Below are 22630 nucleotides of genomic sequence, written 5' to 3'. Positions count from 1 at the left end.
GCCTTTCCTCTTGCCCGGCTGCATCAATACAGGCCGCCGGCTTACACCGCTATTGGCCCTTAGCAGGGCAGGTATTCATGGTGAATGCCGCAGGCACTGCTGTGCACCCTCTCCCGCTTGCGGGAGAGGGTGTTTCGGCAACGGGACATTCCCCGTGGGGAAACAACCCTCACCCGCCACGCTTCGCGTGTCGGCCTCTCCCGCAAGTGGGAGAGGCGAAGAAACGTCAGCTCGCCGCGGCCGTCGTCACGGTGTCGCGCTGGCGCTTCATGACGATCTTGTTGAGCGCACCGAGATAGGCCTTGGCCGAGGCCACCAGGGTATCGGGGTCCGCCGCGCGCGCCGTCATCGAGCGGCCGTCCTGCGACAAGCGCACCGACACCTCCGCCTGCGCGTCCGTGCCCTCGGTGACGGCATGGACCTGATACAGCTCCAGCTTGGCTTCGTGCGGCACCAGGCGCTTGATGCAGTTGAACACCGCGTCCACCGGACCGTTGCCCTCGGCCTCCTCGATCTTGATCTGGCCGTCGACGTCGAGCTTCATGGTCGCGCGCTGCGGGCCATGGGTGCCGGCGATCACGGTCAGCGAGGTCAGCTTGATGCGGTCGTGGGACGCCGCCATCTCCTCGTCGACCAGCGCCTCGATGTCCTCGTCGTAGATGTCCTTCTTGCGGTCGGCCAGCGCCTTCATCCGCGTGAACGCATCCTCGAGCTGGTTCGGGCCGAGCTTGTAGCCCATCTCCTCCAGCTTGTGCACGAAGGCGTGGCGGCCGGAGTGCTTGCCGAGCACCAGCGAGGACTGCTTCAGGCCGACCATCTCCGGCCGCATGATCTCGTAGGTCGAGGCGTCCTTCAGCACGCCGTCCTGGTGGATACCGCTCTCATGCGCGAACGCGTTCCGGCCGACGATGGCTTTGTTGTACTGGACGGGAAACGAGGTTGCCGCCGAGACCACCTTCGAGGCGCGGGTCAGCTGGGTGGTGTCGATCTTGTTCCAGTAGGGGAATTTGTCGTTGCGCACGTTGATCGCCATCACGATCTCCTCGAGCGCGGCGTTGCCGGCGCGCTCGCCGATGCCGTTGATGGTGCACTCGACCTGGCGCGCGCCGCCGACGATGCCGGCCAGCGAGTTCGCGACCGCCATGCCGAGATCGTTATGGCAGTGCACGGAGAACACCGCCTTGTCCGAGTTCGGCACGCGCTCGATCAGCGTCTTCATGAAGTGGGTGTATTCCTCCGGCACCGTGTAGCCGACGGTGTCGGGGATGTTCACCGTGGTGGCGCCGGCCTTGATCACGGCCTCGACGATGCGGCACAGGAAATCCATCTCGCTGCGGGTGCCGTCCTCGGCCGACCATTCGACGTCGTCGATCTGGTTGCGGGCGCGCGCGACCATGGCGACCGAGGTCTCGATCACCTGCTCCGGGGTCTTGTTCAGCTTCACCCGCATATGCAGCGGCGAGGTCGCGATCACGGTGTGGACGCGGCCGCGCTTGGCGAACTTCACCGCCTCGGCGCAACGATCGATGTCGGCGGGATGGGCGCGCGACAGGCCGGCGATCACGGCGTTCTTGGAGCGGCGGGCGATTTCGCTGACGGCCTGGAAGTCGCCTTCGGAGGTGATGGGGAAGCCGGCTTCGATGACGTCGACGCCCATATCGTCCAGCAGCTCGGCGACCTCGAGCTTTTCCTCGAAGGTCATGGTGGCGCCGGGGCACTGCTCGCCGTCGCGCAGCGTGGTGTCGAAAATGATGACGCGGTCCTTGTCGGACTTGTTCTGGGTGGCCATTACGAAATTTCCTTTTGAGCGTTTGCGCCGTTCAGACCGATTTGTCCCCTGGCGCTTGAGGTGTCCGGTGATCTCGACCAACCCCTGAGCGCCCAGGCGCGTGGCGCCCAGCCGGCCCTCAGGGGCAAGTAAGAAGAAGGCCGCCAAGAAGGAGGGTGGGCAGCAGCGCGGCCGGGATCGTGGCGGCGGCCAGAGCCACCTCCCCCGAAATCCCTTCGATTTGGCCGCGAATCAGCATTGCCGGACCCTTTTGAGCCCTCAAATCCTCGGTCAAAACCGTTGACGGTTGGTTGCCGGGAGGCTCAGTGGCCCGTTTCTAGACGAGAAATGGCCGCAACTGCAACGCCAAAAGATGGTCAAGGGGGCTGACCTGATTGGGCGCTCCGTGTCTTCGCTTCGCCGATGGGCTGCGTCCGGGGTACGAGAGCGGAATGGCGGCGCCCGCTCTCTCCACGCCGATCTCCCCTATCCCGCGCGGCGGGCGCGGGCCCTCGTCTCCCAGCGGTTCAGCATCTGGCCGAGCTCGCCGTTGACCACGGGTACGGCCGTGATGGCGCTTGCGATCTCGTTGGTGTTGGCGGGCGCGTTGGCGGACAGCCAATCCGGCTCGGTGTATTCGCGCCAGCGGCGGGCTTCCGCACGCCGCTTGTTGGAGATGTGGTCACGCGTGAAATAGCCGGCCGCGAATGCGATCCCCAGCAACACGATCAATACGATGACGCCAGCCACATTTAACTCCGTTCATCGCCCCCGCACGGTGTCTGCGGGGCAATGCGCGCAAAATCATGGCTTGAACCGGGCCGAATGCGTTGCATGCCGCGCTTTGCCGCAAGCAAATTTTTGCTCAATCCTGCGGAACATTTTCGAGCCCTGCAAACGGCGCAAGGCGAACGCGAAGCGCATCCATTTCGAGCGCATTCGAATATGACGGGATTGCGGCCGCTACATCGCGCGAATCCGATTTCCGCCCTCGCAACCGACTCCGGACCGCATTAACCTCCGGTTGCTCGGCCGGATCAACCGGCCAGCCGAACATCACTGGGAGGACGCGATGACACGCCAAGAACAGCGTGAGCAGGACGCTGCGCTTTCACGACGAACACTTGTCCGGGGGCTTGCGCTTGGCGCCGCGGCCACCGTCGCCGGCCCTGCGCTGGCCCAGACCGGACCCGCCGCACCGCCGACCACCATCACCACCCCGCCGCGCGATTTCGGCCCCAACGGTGCACCGACGACCTATTTCTGGGACCCCGACATCATCGCGGTCGATCCCTCCTTCAACGATCTCGCGCAGCCCAACACCGCGATCAAGCGCCTTTACACCGGCTTGCTTTGGGCCGAGGGCCCGGCATGGAGCGCGCAAGGACGATATCTGCTCTGGAGCGACATTCCCAATAACCGGCAGATGCGCTGGAGCGAGGACGACGGCCGCGTCAGCGTGTTTCGCACGCCGTCCAACAATTCCAACGGCAACTCCTTCGACTTCCAGGGCCGCCAGCTCTCCTGTGAGCATCTGACCCGCCGGGTGACGCGCTACGAGCATGACGGCACCGCCACGGTGCTGGCCGACTCCTATCAGGGCAAGAAGCTGAACTCGCCGAACGACGTCGTCGCGCATCCCGACGGCAGCTATTGGTTCACCGATCCGCCCTATGGCGGCCAGCTCTACGAAGGCGAGCCTGACGTCGCGGGCGGCCCGAGCAATGCGGGCGGCAAGCTCAATCCGCGGATCGGACAGCCGGCCGGCTTCACACCGGGCAGGCGCGAGCTGCCGACCAATTGCTATCGCATCGACCCCTCCGGCCGCATCGACCTCGTCGTCACCGAGGAGCAGGTGCCTGATCCGAACGGCCTCTGCTTCTCGCACGACTACAAGAAGCTCTACATTGCCTCCACCGGCAAGGGACCGGGCGATACCGGACCCGGCGGCAAGGGCGAGATCTTCGTGTTCGACGTCGGCAGCGACAACAAGCTGTCGAATCACAAGAAGTTCAGCGACTGCGTGGTCGATGGCGTGAAGTGCGGGCCGGACGGCCTGCGCTGCGACGTCAACGGCAATTTATGGGCCTCCAGCAATGCCGGCCGCGCCGTCGGATATAGCGGCGTGACGGTATGGTCGCCGGAGGGCAAGCTGCTCGGCCGCATCCGCCTGCCGGAGGTGTGCGGCAATGTCTGCTTCGGCGGCCCCAAGCGCAACCGCCTGTTCATGGCCGCGAGCCAGTCGCTCTACGCGGTGTTCACGGCGACGCAGGGCGCGGGGCCGGGTTGAGCGGCACGGGCCCTGTAACGACACGGCGCCGGCGTCTCCCGCCGACGCCGATTGTCCTGACGGTCATCCTGCTGCATGGACGGGACTACGCAGGTGACTCCCGGACGGAGCGCGTGATAGTTGAGCCATGGCAGACAAGATTCGCGTCGTCGTTCTCTATGGTGGCAGGTCAGGTGAGCACGAGGTCTCGCTAAAATCCGCCGCCTCCGTGCTCAGGCATCTCGACCGTTCGCGCTTCGAGGTCATCCCCGTCTCCATCGACAAGGCAGGACGGTGGCAGTGGAACGATCTGCATGCGATTGATCGGGCGCAGGCGGCGTCCTTGCCGATCCTGCCCGACGCACCCGAGATGCGGCTCGCCCGGGGCCCCGACGGACGCTGCGCGCTCGTGCCGATCTCGCAAAGCGGAGCTGGCCCGCTCGATATCGACGTGGTCTTTCCTGTCCTCCATGGGCCGCTCTGCGAGGACGGCGCCGTGCAGGGCCTCCTGGAATTGGCGGAGGTTGCCTATGTCGGGTCGGGCGTTCTCGCCTCCGCCGTCAGCATGGACAAGGATGTCGCCAAACGCCTCGCCGGATTCGCCAGCATTCCGGTCGCGCCCTATCGCGTGCTGACCCGCAAGGCCTTCGTTCGGGACCGCGCCGCGTCCGTCGCCAAGGCGACCGAGGGCTTGGCGCTTCCGGTCTTCGTCAAGCCGTGCAACATGGGCTCCAGCGTCGGCATTCACAAGGTCAAGACGTGGGAAGCGCTCGGCGCGGCGCTCGACGACGCATTTCGCTATGACGTCAAGGTGCTGGTCGAACAGGGTATAGACGCCCGGGAGATCGAGGTCGCGGTGCTCGATGGCGAGACGCCGTTCGCGAGCATCGCCAGCGAGCTCAATCCCAACGCCCATCACGAATTCTACTCGTATGAGGCCAAGTACCTGGACCCCGACGGCGCCCGGGTCGATCTTCCGGCCAAGCTCGACGCCGCCCAGATGGCGCGCGTGCGCATGCTTGCGGTGCAGGTCTTCGCGGCCCTCGAATGCAGTGACCTCGCGCGCGTCGACTTCTTCCTCGACCGGCACTCCGGTGAATTCTGTTTCAACGAGATCAACACCCTGCCCGGCTTCACGTCGATCAGCATGTACCCGAAGATGATGGAAGCCTCCGGCGTACCCTATGGCGAGCTGCTGACTCGTCTCGTCAACCTGGCACTGGATCGGCACCTGCAGCGTCGGTCCCTGGAACGCACCTACGCAAGCTAGGTTATCCGCCGGCACCGGCGACACCTGGTCGCTGCGCGAAGCATGCGACGCGCGGAGCCGCTCCCGCCGCGGCTGGAGGATCCAGATCGATGACCGGTCGAAACCGACCGATGACCTGATGCAGGGACGACGGCAGTCCGCCGCCGACTATCCGGCGACGAAGCTCAGCGCATGACCCCGTGACCAGACGTCACGCGCGCCTCGCCGTCATTTCGCATTTGCGTTCCATGCCGCGGGCGACTGACCTCGACTTTCGCGATGTTGACTTTCCGTCGTCGCGCTCCCCATACTTCGCAAAAGATAACAAGATCATACGACGGTTTTGAGGGAGGATAGGATGCCGACTTCACGCAGGCAGCTGCTGAAGGGTACGGCGGCTGCCGCCGCCACACTCAGCCTCGATTGGACCAGGGCCCAGGCGCAAGCCGAGAATTTGCGCATCGGCCTGATCTACGACCTCACCGGCCCCTTCGCCGCCGGCGGCTCGGTCGCCTCCTCGATCGGCGCGCAGATCGCCATCGACCTCGTCAACGAGAAGGGCGGTGTCGGCGGCAGATACAAGGTCGCTCCTGTCGCCGCGGATTCCCAGAGCAAGCCCGACGTCGCGATCAACGAAGCGGAACGTCTGATCAGCCAGGAGAAGATCGACATCCTCAACGGCGTCTATGCGAGCTCGCACGCGGTGCCGCTCGCGGCCAAGGTCGAGCAGCAGAAGAAGATTCTCTGGATCACGACCGCGGTCTCCACCGCCGTGTTCAAGGACAAGAACCTGCAATACGTGTTTCGCGCGCAGATCCATTCCGACCAATACGGCCAGGCCTTCGCCGGCTTCCTCGTCGAGCACGCCAAGGCCAAGCTCGGCATCGATCCGAAGGAGGTCAAGGTCGCACTGATCCACGAGGACGGGCCCTACGGCGTCGGTGTCGCCGCCGCCGACGAGACCTACGCCAAGCAGGCCGGCATCCAGGTCGTGCTGCGTGAAGGCTATTCGGCTTCCGCGCCCGACCTTTCGGTACTCGTCACCAAGATCAAGCGCGCCAAGGCCGACGTGATCTCGCACGCCGGCTACAACCCCGACATCACCCTGTTCCTGCGCCAGGCCCGCGAGAGCGGATTGCGCTTCAAGATGCTGTTCGGCGCCGGCGCCGGCTACAGCCAGCTCGACAAGCTGCGCGCGACCTTTGGCGCCGACATCGACAATTTCTGCAACATCGATCCGGTGCCCGCGCAGCTGCTCGATCCCGCCAAGCTTGCGCCGGGCATGGGCGAGCTGATCAAGACCATGGTCTCGCGCTATCAGGCCAAGACCGGCGCCACCGACGTGCCGCCGCATTGCTCGATGGGCTTCAACCAGACCTGGGTGCTGCTCAACAACGTGCTGCCGGTCGCCAAGGAGAAGTACGGCAGCTTCGAGCCCGAGGCCATTCGCAAGGCCGCGCTCGACGTCGACATTCCCGCCGGCGGCACCATTCAGGGCTACGGCGTGAAATTCTTCCCGCCGGGCACGCCGCTCTCCGGCCAGAACGAACGCTCGACCCCGGTGGTGATGCAGAATGCCGGCGAGCACATCTCGGTGGTGTGGCCGACCAACATCCGCACCCAGGACCCGGTATTCCCGCTGCCGAAGGGCTCGACCTACGGGGCGTGAGCGAATTTCTTCGCCTCTCCCCGCATGCGGCAGGGCTATCGCATACGGCGCTTTGGGAGACTTGAGCGCGCGCCTCGTCCTTCGAGACGACCGCTTCGCGGTCTCCTCAGGATGAGGCTAAGCAGCATTGGTGCTGGTTGAAACTCGAGCCGCGCACCCGGTCCTCATCCTGAGGGCCCGCCAACGGCGGGCGTCTCGAAGGATGGCCACAGGCGAGATCGCTCGCATATGCGACTGCCTGCCGCTTGCGGAGCGAGAGAGCGGTGACGATCTCATTCACAGCACCACCCGTCGTCCCTCCTCCGCGGCCCAATAGCCGGCGTAGTTCACCTTGATCGTCTCATAGGCCAGCGCGAGATCCGACAGCGGCTGTCGCCCCGTCGCCACGCATTCCATGAAGTCCTGGATCTCCTGCAGATAGCCGCGCGTCCATTCCTCCTCGAGGCAGACATATTGCCAGCCGGTTTTGCGGTCGACCTTTTCCGTGATGTAGACCGAGGCAAGCTTGTCCTCGCTGGTCTGGTAGCTCATCAGATGATTGTTGGGGGTGATGTTGGCGAACAGCGAGCCGCCGGACGTGTAGGTCTCGATCAGGTTGCGCACGCCGCCCATGATCATGTCGCCGGAGAACACGGTGGCCTTGGTGCCGTCGGAGAACGTGGCGGTGAGCGTGCCCCAGTCCTCGACGTCGACGGGATTGGCCTTGATGTAGGTGCGCTCCTCGGGCTTGAGACCGGCGGTGACGTTGCCGACATCACAGGTGACGCTGGCGACGCGAATGGTCTCGCCGCGCGCCCTGGCCTCGACCTGCTTGAGATAAAGCACGGCGGAGAGCGGATGGCAGCCCATGCGGATCAGCGAGCCGCCGCCGGTCATCGCCCATTGTGCGGCATGGGCCGCATGCGAGCCGGAATGGCTCTCCTCGCCCTTCATGAACAGGATTTTGTCTTTTGTCGCCCTGATGATTTCGGCCGTCTTGGTCACCGCAGGCGCGTAGACCCAGTCCTCGGCATACATGAAGAGCTTGCCGGTGCGCTCGATCGCCGCGCGCGTCTTGTCCATCTCCTCGATCACGCGCTCGTACATCAGCGCCTTCGGCACGCGCCTGCCGATCGGCTGCGCATCGCCCTCGCGGCCGAAATAGCCGGCGAACGGCTTTTCGCAGATCACATGCTTGCCGGCCTGCATGGCGCCGACGATCATCTCGGCATGAAGGTTCGGCGGGGTGCAGATGTCGACGACGTCGAGCTCGCGGTCGGCGATCAGATCAGTGAAGCTGCGGTAAACGCGCGGGATATTGTGGTGCTGCGCGAACGCGATGACCTTGTCGCCACGCGCGGCAACCGCCGCGACCTCGACATCCACGCCATAGACGCGCCGGAATGCATACATGTGCAGCTCCGACACGAAGCCGCAGCCGACGAGTCCCACCCTGATCCTGGCCATCGTGCTCCCCAATACTTTGGGCAGCACTATAGCGTGCGGGCCGGCCTATTCCACGGAGACCCGCACCACGCCGGCACTCATCATGCCAAGCGCCCGGGCGGCGGGGACCGAGAGGTCGACGATCCGACCGCGGATGAAAGGACCGCGATCATTGACCCGGCATTGGATCGAGCGGCTGCCATAGGACACCCTGAGCACGCTGCCGAACGGACGCGTCCGGTGCGCGCAGGTCAGCTCGCCGCCCTTGCCGGCTTTTGCATAGCTGTAATACGAGGCAAGCCCGCTTTCGGCCTGGGCAACAGAAATGGCAAAAAGCGAAAAGCTGGCCAGAGAAAAAAATAGTGTGGTTTGCGCGCGCACGGCACCGCTCCCGGTTGACCCTGCCCTGCGCTGCAAACGTCGCTTTGTTCCCTTGGGTTCCAGACACTGCCGCCGGACGCACGGCGGTGCCATCACACATTGTTACTGTGTTACTGTGAAAAACTGGCACGCCTCCAGCAATCATGCGTGCAAACGCGTTGCGCGTTTGCACGTAGATCATGCTCAAAGCCAAAGGGCGCGGGCGCTCACCAATATCGGCGGTAATAGTGTCGGTGATAGACCCGGTACGGCCGGTAATAGCCGTAGCTGTAATACGGACGATAGGGCCGATAATAGCGCGGATAGGCATAGACCGGCGCGTAGCCGTAGCCGCCGTAATAGGCGGGGGCATAACCATAGCCGTAGCCTGGATAGCCGTAGCCGCCGTAATACGGTGCGCCATAATAACCATAGGGTCCGCCGCCGGCGATGGCGCCGCCGATGATTGCGCCGGCCGCGAGGCCGCCAAGGGCAAGTCCCCAGCCGCCGCCGCGCCAATGCACCGGCGTGACGTCGTCGCCGACCGCGGCCTTCATGGTCGCGACGTTGGTCGGCAGCGGGGCTGCCGCCGCCTGCTCGATCTGGCCGGCGATGACCACACCGGCCAGCGAACAGGCAATTGCCGTTTTCCAGAACCTCATCGTCTTTACTCCTGTTGACGTTTCGCTTGGAAAAGGATCGCAGCGTCATGATCGGGCATCGTTGCGTTAAGTCAAAGCCCGGATTTGCGTGCGGCGCACAAGTCTCCTTCTGCCTCCTTGCGAGAGGGCCGCCGGCACGCGAAGCGCCCGAACACCCGCCGCCCGGCGTCGCCGCGGCGATGCCGAAGCTCGGCGCCTAAGGCAAAGCATTAAGCTTCCCGCCTTCGCAACCAACAACCTACTTCACGATTTACTATGCGTACCGTTACTATCTGTTCCAATGGCGCGGGGGCTTCTCGCGACAAATGGCCTCGGCCTGCGCCGGGCGTGAGTGGGAGGATGACATGAGTGCCGTGGGTAGTGAACCGCTCGCCCGTCAGGCGCTGGCGTTCGTCCTCGCTGGCGGACGCGGCAGCCGGCTCCTGGAGCTGACTGACCGGCGCGCCAAGCCCGCCGTCTATTTCGGCGGCAAGTCCCGCATCATCGATTTCGCGCTGTCGAATGCCGTCAATTCAGGCATCCGCCGCATCGCGGTCGCCACCCAGTACAAGGCACACAGCCTGATCCGGCATCTTCAGATGGGCTGGAACTTCTTCCGCCCCGAGCGCAACGAGAGCTTCGACATCCTCCCCGCAAGCCAGCGCGTCTCCGAGAACATGTGGTATGTCGGCACGGCGGACGCGGTGTACCAGAACATCGACATCATCGAATCCCACGCCTGCCGCTTCATCGTGGTGCTGGCCGGCGACCATATCTATAAGATGGATTACGAGGTGATGCTGCGCCAGCACGTCGAGAGCGGCGCCGACGTCACCGTCGGCTGCCTGGAGATGCCGCGCGCGGAATCCTCGGGCTTCGGCATCATGCATATCGACGAGAACGGCTGGATCCAGGAGTTTCTGGAGAAGCCGAAAGATCCGCCGCCGATGCCGGGCAAGCCGGACGTCTCGCTCGCCAGCATGGGCATCTACGTCTTCAACGCAAAATTCCTGTTCGACCAGCTCAAGCGCGACGCCGAGGACCCGGACTCCAACCACGATTTCGGCAAGGACATCATTCCCTACCTCGTCAAGAACGGCCGCGCGATCGCGCACCAGTTCTCGACCTCCTGCGTCCGCTCCAGCCGCAACAACGGCGCCTATTGGCGTGACGTCGGCACGGTCGACGCCTACTGGTCCGCCAATATCGATCTCACCGACGTGGTGCCGGAGCTCGATTTGTTCGACCGCGCCTGGCCGATCTGGTCCTACGCCGAGATCACGCCGCCCGCCAAATTCGTCCATGACGAGGAGAGCCGGCGCGGCCAGGCGGTGAGCTCGCTGGTCTCCGGCGGCTGCATCATCTCCGGCGCCTCGCTGCGCCGCTCGCTGCTGTTCACCGGCGTGCGCATCAACTCCTACGCCAATGTCGAGAACGCGGTTATCATGCCCTATGTGAATGTCGGCCGCGGGGCTCGCTTGAAGAACGTCGTGATCGATCGTGGCGTCGAAATTCCCGAAGGCCTCATCGTCGGCGAGGATCCCGAGTTCGACGCAAAGCGCTTCCGCACCACTGAACAGGGTATCTCGCTGATCACCCAGCCGATGATCGACGGGCTCAATAGATGATGCCTGCTCGCGTCCTCGCGGTCGCCTCGGAAGTCTATCCCATCGTCAAGACCGGCGGCCTCGCCGATGTCGCCGGTGCGCTGCCGATCGCGCTGAAGGCGCACGGCGTCGAGATGCGCACCTTGATGCCGGGATATCCCGACGTGATGCGACTGGTGTCCGGCGCCGCGGAGATCCGCAAATGGCCGGATTATTTCGGCGGTCCCGGACGGCTGCTTGCGGGCTTCCACGAGGGGCTCGACCTGTTCGTGCTCGACGTGCCGCATCTCTATGCGCGGCCGGGCAATCCTTACGTCACCACTGAAGGCGTCGACTGGCCCGACAATGGCGTGCGCTTCGCGGCGCTGTCGCGCGTCGCGGCCGACATCGGCCACGGCCTCGTGCCCGCGTTCGTGCCCGATATCGTGCACGCCCACGACTGGCAGGCCGGGCTCGCTCCCGCTTATCTGCATTATGACAATCGCCCGCGGCCCGGCACCGTGATGACCATCCACAACATGGCCTATCAGGGCAAGTTCGCGCCCGAGCTGATCGGGTCGATCGGACTGCCCTGGCACTCATTCAACGTCAATGAGCTCGAATATTTCGGCGGCATCAGCTTCCTCAAGGCCGGCCTGCAATTCGCCGATCGCATCACCACGGTATCGCCGACCTACGCGCGGGAGATCCAGAGCGACGAAGGCGGCATGGGATTCGGCGGCCTGTTGCGCGCACGCAGCGACGTGCTGAGCGGCATCCTCAACGGCATCGACGTCTCGGTGTGGAATCCGCAGGAGGATCCCCACATCGCCTACCGCTACGGCGCCGAGGACCTCACGTTCCGGGCCGCCAACAAGGCGGTGCTGCAGCAGCAATTCAACCTCGATTCCTCGGACGAGGCGCCGCTGCTCGGCGTCATCAGCCGGCTGTCGTGGCAGAAGGGACTCGATCTCCTGCTCGAGGCGATCCCGACCATCTTGCGCGAAGGCATGCAGCTCGCGCTGCTCGGCAGCGGCGACCGCGATCTCCAGGACCGCTATCAGGCCGCGGCCCGCGCCAATCCCGGCCGGATCGGCGTCGTGATCGGCTATGACGAAATCCTGGCGCACCTGCTCCAGGCCGGCTCGGACGCGCTGATCGTGCCCTCGCGCTTCGAGCCTTGCGGCCTCACCCAGCTCTGCGCGCTGCGCTATGGCGCCGTCCCGATCGTCTCGCGCGTCGGCGGGCTCGAGGACACCATCGTCGATATCGGCGAGGCCGACGCCTCCGGCCGCGACGCCACCGGTTTCAAGTTCGCACCCGTGACCGCGGATGCCCTCGCCGGCAGCTTGCGCAAGGCCAACGCCGCCTTCCACGACAAGCAGACCTGGCGCCGGCTGCAACGAAACGGCCTTGCGACCGACGTCTCCTGGCGTGGCCGCGCCGGCGACTATGCCGCACTGTATCGTGATCTGATGGCGGCGCGCGCCTGAAGATGACCATCGGCGAATCCATGTTATAGAGCCGGCATGGACCCCTTCGTCATCAAGCTGATCGGCTTTGCCGCCGCCACCTGCACCACCGTCGCCTACGCGCCGCAAGCTATCAAGGTGTGGAAGACCCGCTCCACCGGCGACATCTCGCTCGGCATGTTCCTGGTTATGGTGCTGGGCCTCGCGCTCTGGCTGATCTACGGCCTGCTCTCGGGCGACGCCCCGCTGGTCGCCGCCAACGCCATCACCATGGTGCTCGCCGGCGGCATTCTGGTGATGAAGCTGAGATACGGGTGAGGTTGTTGCTGCGTAGGGTGGATTAGCCGAAGGCGTAATCCGCCACCTCAATTGCGGCCCGATGGTGGATTACGCTTCGCTAATCCACCCTACGAAGTCACCCAAACACATACGACGCCATCGCCACGCCCCCGACTTCGTCGACGAAGACGCGCCTGCCGACGTCGCTGCCGGCGGCGCCGGCGGCCACCATCAGCGGCAGCAGATGGTCTTCGCGCGGATGCGCCAGGCGCGCGCTCGGTGCATTCTCCCAATCGACCAGCATGGCGTTGCGGCGGGCCGGATCCGGGTTGCTGATCGCCTCGTTCAGATAGGCCTCGAAATCGTAGGAGACGGGCTTGGACTCCGGCCGGTTGAAGCCGCGCATGTTGTGATAGGTCAGGCCGCTGCCGACGATCAGGATGCCTTCGTCGCGGAGCGAGGCGATCGCCTCGCCGGCCTTGATGTGCTCGGCCGCATCGTACGCAGACTTCAGCGAGAGCAGCACGATCGGCATGTCGGCGTTCGGATACATCAAGCCGAGCGGCACGAAGGTGCCGTGATCAAAACCCTGATTGGGGTCTTCCCGGCAATCGAGGCCGGCACGCGTCAGCTGCGACTTCACTTGCGCGGCGAGTTCGGGCCTGCCCGGCGCCGGATATTTGAGATGATAGGTATGCTCGGGGAAACCGTAATAATCGTACACCATCGGCGGATGCGCCGAGGTCGACACGGTGAAGGCGTCGGCCTCCCAATGGCCGGTGATGACGAGCACGGCCTTCGGCCTTTCGGGGAGCAGCTGCGGCAGCCGGCCGAACTCCGCGGCGGTCTTGGCATATTGCACCCGCCTGTCCTCCATGAACGGCCAGGGACCGCCGCCATGCGAGAGGAAGAGCGTCGGAAATCGCGTCATGGGCTCGTCTCATCGGCAAAATGCGCGCGCCAGTGCCGGCGCGACCGGCGGCGAGCATAGGCAAACCGGCATGGTTAGCAAGTCGTTAACGATTTGCCGCCCAAAATCTCAAGCGGGGCCGAAGCAGTCGGCCTGAAGACAAGTGAGACGTGAGATGAGGAAGTTTGCGCTGGGGGACGTCGTCAACAGCGACAAGGGCCGCCGCGGCATCGTGCGCGCCGCCTTCAAGTCGCGGGAAGGCCAGCAATTCTACGCCGTCGAGAAGGACGGCGCGATGGATTATCTGGAGGAAGACCGGCTGACGCCCGCCCCGCGCGTCGAGCTCGCGGCTTAAGTCCACTTCATTTTATCGCGCTAGCGCGCGAGCCGGTCCAGACGCTCCGCCAAGGGATCGTCGCCGCTCGCGACGCCGTCGTTCGTCATCAGCAACAGGCGATCGCGGCCGGCCTCCGCGTCCCAATGCGGAAGATCTGGACCGTTGGGATCGCCGCTCCTGGCGAAGTTGATCCAATAGGATCGCATGCGGCTTGCGAGCTTGCGATCGCCCCGCGAGAAGATGCCCGCTCCCGGCACGCCTTCCGCACCGAAAATGAACTGCAACTCGCGCCCGTGCCCGCCTTCGGGACTGGCCCGCCGGGCCTCCGGCACATAGGCGAAGCGATAGCGAAAGGTCGCTGCGCCGCCTGCGGCATGCAGGCGGGCAAGCAATCGTGCGGGCTCGGAAAAGATCTTGTCGGTATAGAACCTTGGCGCAAGCTCTGAAGGCCCGGCGAGACCGGGATAGAGCTCGCGCAGCTCATCGCTGCTGATGCCTGACGATGCGACCTCCTCCTTGATATCGAACTCGCTGTCGAAATCCGTCTCGTCGTCGTTCGAGCCGATGATCAGGGGAATACGGCTTTGATGCCCGGCCGCAAAGCCGGCGGCAATATCCTCGGTCACCAGACTTCCATCCCTCATCGGCGCGAAGCTGCGACGCGAGGTCTGCAACAGACGGCTTTGGGCGGCCAGCAGGCGTCGCGGTTCGACGCCGCGCAAATCCGCCAGCGAACCAAGCGCGGCCACGAACTGCCGGCCGACAGCCTCCGCCTCCTGCACCGAGCGCAGATGCGCGCGGGCGGGGATCGATTGCAGAATGGCCTTCTGGAACAGACCGCGCGCTTGCGCAGACAGCATCAGGAGCGCGATCGACGTCGCGCCGGCGCCGCTGCCGAACAAGGTGACGTTGTCTCGATCGCCGCCGAAGGCCGCGATGTTGTCGCGGACCCAATGCAGCGCGGCGATCTGGTCCATCAGGCCGTAATTGCCCGAACCGCCCGACGACGCGGGATCAACGAGCCAGCCGAGCGCGCCGAGGCGATAATTGGCGGTCACGACGATGAGGCCGGCCTGCGCCAGCCTGGCACCGTCGAACAGCAGCTCGTTCGCGGTGCCGCTGACGAAGCCGCCGCCATGAATGAACATCATCACCGGCAGCGGGCCGTCGACCCCGAACGGACGAAACACGTTCAGCGTGAGGCAATCCTCGCTTGCCTCGGGCAGTGCCGGCTGAAGGCACGGCGCGCCGTACGCGTAGGCGGTGTGCATCTCCGAGCTTTCGTGCGTCGGCTGCGGCGAACGCCAGCGCAACGCGCCGACCGGCGGCGCCGCGTAGGCCAGTCCCTTGAACGACGCCACCTCGCCTTCGACGGCGCCGAGCATCTGTCCTTCGCGCGTCAGCGCGAATGGAAACTGTCCGGCCGGCTGAGCCATGGCCGAGCCGGCAAGCCAAAGGAATGCGGAAGCCGCAATGAGCGCAAGCACGGATCGCATCTTCTGGGCATTTCGATGCGCAGACGGGGTCCCGTGAGGTTATGTCCGCGGCGCGCCGGGAGGCAAGCCTCGCGGCTCACTCACCGCGCTTTGCGAGAATCTCCGCCAGCGCGCGCCGTGCGACGATGCCGAGCTCGCCGAGCGTGGAGTGGCCGGCCTGCGCGGCCTCGATCAGGCGTTCGGCGATGAATCTGCGGCTGTCGTGATCGCCGCCATGCGGCAATTGCCGGCACGTCTGCTCCAGGACGACGTCCATGTTCGCTTTGGTCCGCTCACTCAACTCTGGCATGACGCTCGGTCGCTACGCATGGCTTGTAACCGCAAGCATACACAGACGGATCGGGCATGATTAGCCCGGGTAATCACGGTCATTGTGCATCGCGATGCGTGTAGCCTGCGAACAGCGCGCGGCCACGATGCCGCCGCAAACGACCACCGAAGATTGCACTTGCTCTGATGACAAGCTGAACCTGCAGCGATAGCCTGCCGGCAAAACGACACATACGGGAGGAAATGCCATGTCTGACGCACTGGTCGCTACACGTGCCTCCGAGGAACGCGGAACCGCCCAGCGGGTCGATGTCGCCGTGGTCGGCGCCGGCTTTGCCGGCCTCTATCTCCTGCACCGCCTGCGCGAGGCCGGCTTCTCGGCCGTCGCCCTCGAAGAGGCCGGCGACGTCGGCGGCACCTGGTATTGGAACCGCTATCCCGGCGCGCGCTGCGACATCCAGACCATCGACTACAGCTACACCTTCGATCCCGAGCTCGAGACCGCCTGGACCTGGTCGGAGAAATACGCGACCCAGCCCGAAATCCTGCGCTATCTCGGCTTCGTCGCCGACCGCTACGATCTCAGGCGCGACATCCGCTTCAAGACCAAGGTCACCGAAGCCAGATGGGACGAGACGGCGGAGCGCTGGCTGCTCACCACCGACAATGGCGAACCGGTCTCCTGCCGCCATTACATCATGGCCACCGGCTGCCTCTCGGCGCCAAAGCCGCCGGAGATCGACGGCGTCAAGGATTTCAAGGGCGAGGTCTATTTCACCGGACGCTGGCCGCATGGCGGCGTCGATCTCGCGGGCAAGCGCGTCGCCGTGATCGGCACCGGCTCCTCGGCGATCCAGTCGATCCCGCTGATCGCCGAGCAGGCTGCGCATCTGACCGTGTTCCAGCGCACGCCGAACTTCGCGCTGCCCGCGCATAACGGCCCGGCGCCGTCGGACCGCATGAGCCTGCTGCAAAGCGACCGCGCCGCCTATCGCGAGCAGGCGCGCCAGTCGATGGCCGGCGTGCCCTATCCGCAGCAGACGGTCGTGAGCTGGCAATTGAGCGATGCCGAACGTCGTGAGCGGTTCGAACGTGCCTGGGCAGCCGGCGACCTCGTCCACATCCTGACCCAGCTCTGGGCCGACCAGGCCATCGACATCGACGGCAACAAGATCGTCCAGGACCTCATCCGCGAGAAGATCCGCGCGGCCGTGAAGGACCCCGAGACCGCTGCCGCACTCACGCCGCACGACCATCCCTTCGGCGCCAAGCGCCCCTGCCTCGATACCAACTATTACGCCACCTACAACCGGCCCAACGTCACACTGGTCAACCTGCGCCAGGAACCGATCAAGGCGATCACGGCGAGCGGAATCGCGACCGACAAGCGCAGCTTCGACCTCGACGTCATCGTGTTCGCGACCGGGTTCGACGCCATGACCGGCGCGATCCGCGCCGTGCATCCGATCACCGGGCGCGGCGGCAAGTCGCTCACCGACGTCTGGGCACAGGGACCGCAGACCTATCTCGGGCTCACCGTCGCGGGCTTTCCGAACTTCTTCATGATCACCGGCCCCGGCAGCCCGTCGGTGCTGTCGAACATGGCGGTGTCGATCGAGCAGCATGTCGACTGGGTGGTCGACCGCCTGGCTGCGCTGCGCGATGCCGGCTTCACCACGATCGAGCCGACCGAGACAGCGCAGGCCGGCTGGAACAGGCACATGGCCGACTGTTCGATGCTGACGCTGCACCGGCTCGCCAACACCTGGTACACGGGCGCCAACGTGCCGGGCAAGGTGCAGGGCCTGATGCCCTATACCGGCGGCGTCGGCCCCTATCGCAGCATCTGCGACGAGGTGGTCAGCCGCGGCATGCTCGGCTTCAACCTCACCGGCCCGAACGGCGCCGCGCAGTGCAATGACGGCGAGGTGGTGCGGCTGCAGCCGGACGTGCGGCTGGTGCTCAACCTGCTGGCGTCGCTGAACCTGCCGCCGATCGAGTCGATGGGCGCGGAAGGCGCCCGCGCGTTCGTGAACGAGTTCAACAAGGCCCGGCCTGCGGGACGGCCGATCGGCGACATCGTCGACGGCACCCTGCCCGTCACGGGCGGTGCGCTGCCTTACCGCGTCTACAAGCCGGCAACGCCGGGACCGCATCCGGTCGTGGTGTATTTCCACGGCGGCGGCTGGGTGCTCGGCGACGAGCAGTCGGACGAGCCGTTCTGCCGCGACATGGTGCGGCGGACCGGCATGATGTTCGTCAGCGTCGGCTATCGTCACGCGCCGGAGCATCGCTTCCCGACCGCGGCCGAAGACGGCTATGCGGCAACGCGCTGGATCGCCGAGCACGCCGAAGAGCTCGGCGGCAGAGCGGGCCCGGTGCTGGTCGCCGGCTGGAGCGCCGGCGGCAACGTCGCTGCCGTCACCTGCCAGCTCGCGCGCGACCGCGGCGGGCCCGCGATCGCCGGCCAGCTCCTGATCTGCCCGGTCACCGATTGCAGCTTCGATCGTCCCTCCTACAACGACAATGCGACCGGCTACTTCCTGACGCGCTCGCTGATGTACTGGTTCTGGGACCTCTACTGCTCGCCGGCCGACCGTACCGATCCGCGCGTCTCGCCGCTGCGCGGCAAGGTCGCTGGCCTGCCGCCCGCCTTCGTGGTGACCTGCGAATTCGATCCGTTGCGCGACGAGGGAATCGCCTATGCCGAGGCGATGGCGGCCGCAGGCGTCCCGGTCGAGCAGCTGAAGGCGCACGGCCATTTCCACTCCTCCTTCACCATGGTCGACGTGGTGATCACGGGGGTGCCGGGCCGGGTGCAGATGGCGGAGGCCTTGCGTCGCTTCGCCGGCCAGGCCAGCCCGGGGCACAAGATCGCGGCGGCGGCAAGCTGATCAGGCAAGGCGACCGGGAACCTTTTCGCGGCTGCTGCATTGTGGCGTTGTGGCATTGAGATGCAGCGACAGGTGCAGGCCCCGGCACGCAAATCCGCGTGCTGGGGCGTTTTTTGCGTGAGGCGGGACGATGGGGGACGTTGTCGGAGAGTCAAAGGTCGACTTCGGTGCGCTTGCGGTGCTGAATAAATGGCCGTCGCTGGCCAATCAGCGTCAGCCGGACCGGCAGCCGTATCAGGTTATCGAAGGCACGCTCGACGATTGCATCTCGGCGTTCATGGGCAAGCCGGTGGCGACCCGTCACCTCTATGAGATCCGCACAATGGCGCAGCCGCCGCTCGTCACCGAGGTGCTCTCGGCCGAGCACGTCATCGAGCTCTGGCGCCTCCGAGAGTTTCTCTGACGGCACTTCACGAAATCGCGCAGGAACCTTCTTCCGGTTTTTCCCGTTAACGGGGATCGGAAGCCAAGTCGTAAGCCAAGTCGCGAGTGCCTGAGGATGCTTGAAGCTGGCGCATCACCATCGATCGTACCTTACGGGGCGGACCAAACCTTGTTCGTGGTGGTCGATCGCCGCGATGAGAAGACCGAAATCCGCATCGAACGCAACGACCTCGAAGCCACGATCGGCGAGCTCGTCGCTGGCTGCTTCAACGACCCCATCAAGGTGATCTCCTTCAACACGCTCGAGCATTGGATGAAGGACATCTCGACCGACGTCGCCGGCGAGATCCGTGCGCGCTGCGACATCGACGGAATAGAGCTGCCTGATTATCTCAGCGACTTCGTGGAAAGCCATTCCTGAGCCGCGTTGCGCCGATTTGCGCGGCAACGAAAAGCGCCGCTGCCGCGGCGCTTTTCGTACAGTGTAGTCACCTTAGTGATCCCAGAACAACGCCAGCAGCAGAACGATCGGCAGCGGCACGCCAAGCAACCACAGCAAAGCACCTCGTCCAAAACCCATACTGTCCTCCTCTCTCTCCTGGCCAGATGACGCGGGAGACGAGAACAAGTTCCGCGCTTCGCAGGAAGCACGAATGCGCTCAGGGCATGGATCTGTGAAGGGTCTAAGCGCGATGCGATCAGGAGAATCGTCATCGCGCTTTATTGTTATTCAAGCATGATCTTTTCGGAAAACCGCTGCGCACTTTTCCGGATCATGCTTTAGGCGCGCCGGTACTTGCCGGCGATGACCTCGATCTCGCGGCGGCGTTCGTCGGCGAAGGCAAGGAGCTTTTCGATCGTCAGCGTATCCGTGATCCGTCTGGCGAGACGCTCGGCGCGCGCGGCCTGATCTTCAAGATACTGGATCGTGTTCAAGCGTCCCTCTCCCAACTGCCCCAAATTGCTTGGACATACATGGTGCTCGAGAAGCCGCTAACACCCGGTTAAGCGCGCGCCGCCTTGTCTCGTGAGCCCCTATTGCACGACCTCGAGCCGAACGTTGGTGATGCCCTTGTCGACCATGCCGAGCGCCTCGGCCGCAGACGGGGTAATGTCGACCACGCGTCCGCGAACATAGGGCCCGCGATCGTTCACCCTGACCGTGACGAAGCGGCCGGAATTGGTATCGGTGACGCGCAACTTGGTGCCGAACGGAAGGGTGGGATGCGCCGCGGTCAACTCGTTCCTGTCGAACCTCTCGCCGCTCGCGGTCTCCGTATCCGAATAGAAGCTGGCAATGCCGTGCGAAGCGGTCTGCTTTGCGTCACCGTGGGGAACGCGCGCCCGGCTGATCGGGCGTGGATGCAGCGCCGCCACACGGTGCGGGCGCTCGACCGCGGCCTGCCGGCTGGCGCCGGCGAGATCGGCCTTCTGGCGGCCGACCGGCGCTTGCGCGCAGGCGGCAAGCGAGGCGGCGCCGGCGATGGCAAGCAACAGCCGGCTCGAGGTTGCGAAGGAAATCCGGGAAGTTTCGGCACGTGCAATGCGAGACATGGTACGCCCTCCGAACGGGCGCGATTTTCGGCCGGCAATGAGGGCAGAACCTTGTCGGAACAAAAGCAGGCGTGGGGCCGCCGCCATTTCGCGCCGGCTGTGACGATTCCACCACACTGACGCGTCCTGAATCGGGACAGGCCCCACAGGGACCGGCCAATCCGGTGCCTCAGTAGTGCGGCTCGTACATCTGGGATTGGACCAGGGCCTTGACGTCGTTGGGCGCCGGTCCGGCCGCCAGCCCACGCTGATAGGCGACGTCGGCAACGGCCGCGGCGATGCGGACCGAGACCTCGCGAATGCGCGGCAACGCCGGATAGAGGCTGCCCTGCGCAAGATCCTCCTTGCCGACGCAATCGGCAAGCGTATGGGCTGCCGCCATGAACATCTCGTCGGTCACCAGCTTCGAGCCGCTGGCGATAACGCCGAGGCCGACACCGGGGAAAATGTAGGAATTATTGCCCTGGCGCGGCACGAAGCTGCGACCGTTGAGCTTGACCGGATCGTACGGGCTGCCGCAGGCGAACAGCGCGCGGCCCTCGGTGTAGCGATAGGCATCCTCGGCCGAGCATTCCGCCTTCGAGGTCGGGTTGGAGAGCGCGAACACGATCGGCTGTTCGTTGAGCTCGGCCATGGTCTTGAGCACCTCGGGCGTGAAGGCGCCGCCGACCGCGGCGACGCCGATGATCGCCGTCGGCTTTAGCGTCTTGATCGCGGTGAGGAAGTCGGAGATCGGCGCCTGGCCGGCATGCGCATAGCGCAGCTTGTGGCCGGAGAGACCTTCGCGTCCGCTGACGACAAGGCCGCGGGAATCCACCAGCCAATTGCGCCGGAGCGCGTCCGCTTCGGAAGCGCCCTCCGCCATCATCGCCGACACCACGAGATCGGCAATGCCGGTCGCCGCCTCGCCCGCGCCGAGGAACAGGATGCGCTGATCCCTGAGCTTGCCGCCGGAGATTCGCAAGGCCGAGAACAGGCCGGCCAGCGCCACCGCCGCGGTGCCCTGGATGTCGTCGTTGAAGACGCAGGCTTCGTCGCGATATTTGTGCAGCAGCTTGAACGCCGAATGATTGGCGAAATCCTCGAACTGGATCAGCACGCCCGGAAAGGTCTTTCGCGCAGCCTGCATGAACTCATCGACGAAGCTGTCATAGGCTTCGCCCGTCAGCCGCCGCTCGCGCAAGCCGAGATAATAGGGATCGTTCAAGAGCTCTTCGTTGTTGGTGCCGACGTCGAGCACGATCGGCAGGCACGCTTCCGGATGCACGCCGGCGCAGGCCGAATAGAGCGAGAGCTTTCCGACCGGAATGCCCATGCCGTTGGCGCCGAGATCGCCAAGCCCCAGAATGCGCTCGCCGTCGGTGACGACGATCAGCTTGGCCTGATAGGGCCAGTTCTTCAAGAGCTCGGCGATCTGGCCGCGATCGCGCGAGGATATGAACATGCCGCGCGGCCGCTGGAAGATCAGGCCGTATTTCTGGCAGGCGAGCCCGACCGTCGGCGTGTAGATGATCGGCTGGATCTCGTCGATATGGTCGACGACGACGCGGAAGAACAGCGCCTCGTTGCGGTCATGCAGCGCGTTCAGCGCGACATATTTCTCCAGATCGGTCGGCAGCGTGCGCAGATTGGTGAGGACGCGCTGCGCCTGCGTCTCCATCGTCAGCACGCAAGGCGGCAGCAGGCCGCGCAGGCCGAGTGCGGCGCGCTCGGATTCCGTGAAGGCGGTGCCCTTGTTGAGCAGGGGATCGCGCAGCAGCGCCATGCCTTGCGGCGGATTTGACGACGTCGATTGGGCAACGACCCGAGCAGGTCTATTCACGAATTCCCCCAAGGAGCTTCACATTGAACCAGCGGACATTGTCGGCCAGTGCTCCATTGAGATCAAGGACGTAGAGACCGAGGCGTCGATTGTGATCTCGCACCGCAGCGAGATCGTCGCGAACGAGTAGCAGTCGCGGGAGCAAAAGTTAACGCGGCAAGGCAGCTCTCTCTCCTCATGGTGAGGAGCGCGGTACGCGCGTCTCGAACCATGAAGGCCGAGATCTCGCCCGCGGCCATCCTTCG

21 protein-coding genes are annotated in these 22630 nt (G+C 64.9%); 10 read left to right on the top strand and 11 right to left on the bottom strand.

Annotation, left to right across the window (positions count from 1 at the left end; all coding sequences use genetic code 11):
- Nucleotides 1-226: 226 nt before the first annotated feature.
- A complete protein-coding gene (locus AC066S_RS23040) occupies nucleotides 227-1789 on the bottom strand; it encodes a 2-isopropylmalate synthase (RefSeq protein ID WP_126255384.1) in 1563 nt (520 codons plus the stop codon).
- Nucleotides 1790-2254: 465 nt separating this feature from the next.
- The gene (locus AC066S_RS23035) at nucleotides 2255-2518 is read right to left on the bottom strand and encodes a hypothetical protein (RefSeq protein WP_126255383.1); all 264 of its coding nucleotides are present in this window, start codon (nucleotides 2516-2518) and stop codon (nucleotides 2255-2257) included.
- A 322-nt stretch (nucleotides 2519-2840) separates the two neighbouring features.
- Between AC066S_RS23035 and AC066S_RS23030 the strand changes: the two genes are divergently transcribed.
- The 3 genes from AC066S_RS23030 (at nucleotide 2841) to AC066S_RS23020 (ending at nucleotide 6955) form a co-directional block, all read left to right on the top strand.
- Nucleotides 2841-4058, top strand: a complete 1218-nt coding sequence (locus tag AC066S_RS23030) for an SMP-30/gluconolactonase/LRE family protein (protein WP_126255382.1) — start codon at nucleotides 2841-2843, stop codon at nucleotides 4056-4058.
- A gap of 127 nt (nucleotides 4059-4185) precedes the next feature.
- Nucleotides 4186-5307 (top strand): D-alanine--D-alanine ligase family protein, encoded by a 1122-nt coding sequence (locus AC066S_RS23025; protein ID WP_478270683.1) that lies wholly within the window; start codon nucleotides 4186-4188, stop codon nucleotides 5305-5307.
- A 337-nt stretch (nucleotides 5308-5644) separates the two neighbouring features.
- Nucleotides 5645-6955, top strand: a complete 1311-nt coding sequence (locus tag AC066S_RS23020; RefSeq protein WP_126255380.1) for an ABC transporter substrate-binding protein — start codon at nucleotides 5645-5647, stop codon at nucleotides 6953-6955.
- A 276-nt stretch (nucleotides 6956-7231) separates the two neighbouring features.
- On the opposite strand, the gene AC066S_RS23015 is transcribed toward AC066S_RS23020, so the two are convergent.
- From AC066S_RS23015 to AC066S_RS23005, 3 genes are all read right to left on the bottom strand, one after another.
- The gene (locus AC066S_RS23015) at nucleotides 7232-8401 is read right to left on the bottom strand and encodes a Gfo/Idh/MocA family protein (protein WP_478270682.1); all 1170 of its coding nucleotides are present in this window, start codon (nucleotides 8399-8401) and stop codon (nucleotides 7232-7234) included.
- A gap of 45 nt (nucleotides 8402-8446) precedes the next feature.
- On the bottom strand, nucleotides 8447-8761 hold the full coding sequence (locus tag AC066S_RS23010) for a septal ring lytic transglycosylase RlpA family protein (protein WP_126255378.1): 315 nt from the start codon (nucleotides 8759-8761) through the stop codon (nucleotides 8447-8449).
- Between the two features lie 206 nt (nucleotides 8762-8967).
- Entirely contained in the window at nucleotides 8968-9402 is a 435-nt protein-coding gene (locus AC066S_RS23005) for a hypothetical protein (protein ID WP_135168531.1), read from the bottom strand.
- Nucleotides 9403-9746: 344 nt separating this feature from the next.
- Between AC066S_RS23005 and glgC the strand changes: the two genes are divergently transcribed.
- The 3 genes from glgC to AC066S_RS22990 are packed head-to-tail and all read left to right on the top strand — an operon-like array spanning nucleotide 9747 to nucleotide 12757.
- Nucleotides 9747-11009, top strand: a complete 1263-nt coding sequence (gene glgC / locus AC066S_RS23000) for a glucose-1-phosphate adenylyltransferase (protein WP_478270681.1) — start codon at nucleotides 9747-9749, stop codon at nucleotides 11007-11009.
- A complete protein-coding gene (gene glgA / locus AC066S_RS22995) occupies nucleotides 11006-12460 on the top strand; it encodes a glycogen synthase GlgA (protein ID WP_478270680.1) in 1455 nt (484 codons plus the stop codon). Before glgC ends, glgA begins: the two co-directional genes overlap by 4 nt.
- Nucleotides 12461-12496: 36 nt before the next feature.
- Complete coding sequence (locus tag AC066S_RS22990; protein ID WP_257175976.1) at nucleotides 12497-12757, top strand: SemiSWEET transporter; 261 nt, start codon at nucleotides 12497-12499, stop codon at nucleotides 12755-12757.
- 97 nt (nucleotides 12758-12854) lie between these two features.
- Here the strand turns inward: AC066S_RS22990 and AC066S_RS22985 are convergent, their stop codons facing one another.
- Nucleotides 12855-13649 carry a DODA-type extradiol aromatic ring-opening family dioxygenase gene (locus AC066S_RS22985; protein ID WP_478270679.1) on the bottom strand — a complete coding sequence of 265 codons (795 nt, stop codon included), beginning with the start codon at nucleotides 13647-13649 and terminating at the stop codon, nucleotides 12855-12857.
- Nucleotides 13650-13803: 154 nt separating this feature from the next.
- On the opposite strand from AC066S_RS22985, the gene AC066S_RS22980 reads away from it, so the two are divergent.
- Nucleotides 13804-13983 carry a hypothetical protein gene (locus AC066S_RS22980; RefSeq protein ID WP_126255372.1) on the top strand — a complete coding sequence of 60 codons (180 nt, stop codon included), beginning with the start codon at nucleotides 13804-13806 and terminating at the stop codon, nucleotides 13981-13983.
- A 20-nt stretch (nucleotides 13984-14003) separates the two neighbouring features.
- On the opposite strand, the gene AC066S_RS22975 is transcribed toward AC066S_RS22980, so the two are convergent.
- The gene (locus AC066S_RS22975; RefSeq protein ID WP_478270678.1) at nucleotides 14004-15461 is read right to left on the bottom strand and encodes a carboxylesterase/lipase family protein; all 1458 of its coding nucleotides are present in this window, start codon (nucleotides 15459-15461) and stop codon (nucleotides 14004-14006) included.
- 76 nt (nucleotides 15462-15537) lie between these two features.
- The gene (locus tag AC066S_RS22970; RefSeq protein ID WP_028137961.1) at nucleotides 15538-15750 is read right to left on the bottom strand and encodes a hypothetical protein; all 213 of its coding nucleotides are present in this window, start codon (nucleotides 15748-15750) and stop codon (nucleotides 15538-15540) included.
- Between the two features lie 229 nt (nucleotides 15751-15979).
- Here AC066S_RS22970 and AC066S_RS22965 point away from each other — a divergent pair, with 229 nt between their 5' ends.
- From AC066S_RS22965 to AC066S_RS22955, 3 genes are all read left to right on the top strand, one after another.
- Nucleotides 15980-18625, top strand: a complete 2646-nt coding sequence (locus AC066S_RS22965) for a flavin-containing monooxygenase (protein ID WP_478270677.1) — start codon at nucleotides 15980-15982, stop codon at nucleotides 18623-18625.
- A gap of 130 nt (nucleotides 18626-18755) precedes the next feature.
- Nucleotides 18756-19028 (top strand): hypothetical protein, encoded by a 273-nt coding sequence (locus AC066S_RS22960; protein ID WP_135168537.1) that lies wholly within the window; start codon nucleotides 18756-18758, stop codon nucleotides 19026-19028.
- 96 nt (nucleotides 19029-19124) lie between these two features.
- Nucleotides 19125-19430: a hypothetical protein gene (locus tag AC066S_RS22955; protein WP_126255367.1), complete on the top strand. Its 306-nt coding sequence runs from the start codon at nucleotides 19125-19127 to the stop codon at nucleotides 19428-19430.
- Nucleotides 19431-19789: 359 nt separating this feature from the next.
- Here AC066S_RS22955 and AC066S_RS22950 read toward each other — a convergent pair whose 3' ends face one another.
- From AC066S_RS22950 to AC066S_RS22940, 3 genes are all read right to left on the bottom strand, one after another.
- Nucleotides 19790-19945, bottom strand: a complete 156-nt coding sequence (locus AC066S_RS22950; RefSeq protein ID WP_164718340.1) for a hypothetical protein — start codon at nucleotides 19943-19945, stop codon at nucleotides 19790-19792.
- A gap of 99 nt (nucleotides 19946-20044) precedes the next feature.
- Complete coding sequence (locus AC066S_RS22945; protein ID WP_126255366.1) at nucleotides 20045-20563, bottom strand: septal ring lytic transglycosylase RlpA family protein; 519 nt, start codon at nucleotides 20561-20563, stop codon at nucleotides 20045-20047.
- A gap of 169 nt (nucleotides 20564-20732) precedes the next feature.
- Entirely contained in the window at nucleotides 20733-22385 is a 1653-nt protein-coding gene (locus AC066S_RS22940) for an NAD-dependent malic enzyme (RefSeq protein WP_126255365.1), read from the bottom strand.
- Between the last annotated feature and the right edge of the window lie 245 nt (nucleotides 22386-22630).

The sequence above is a fragment of the Bradyrhizobium sp. CFUWI genome (genome assembly GCF_056429085.1).
This window is presented reverse-complemented; position numbering and strand designations above follow the sequence as displayed.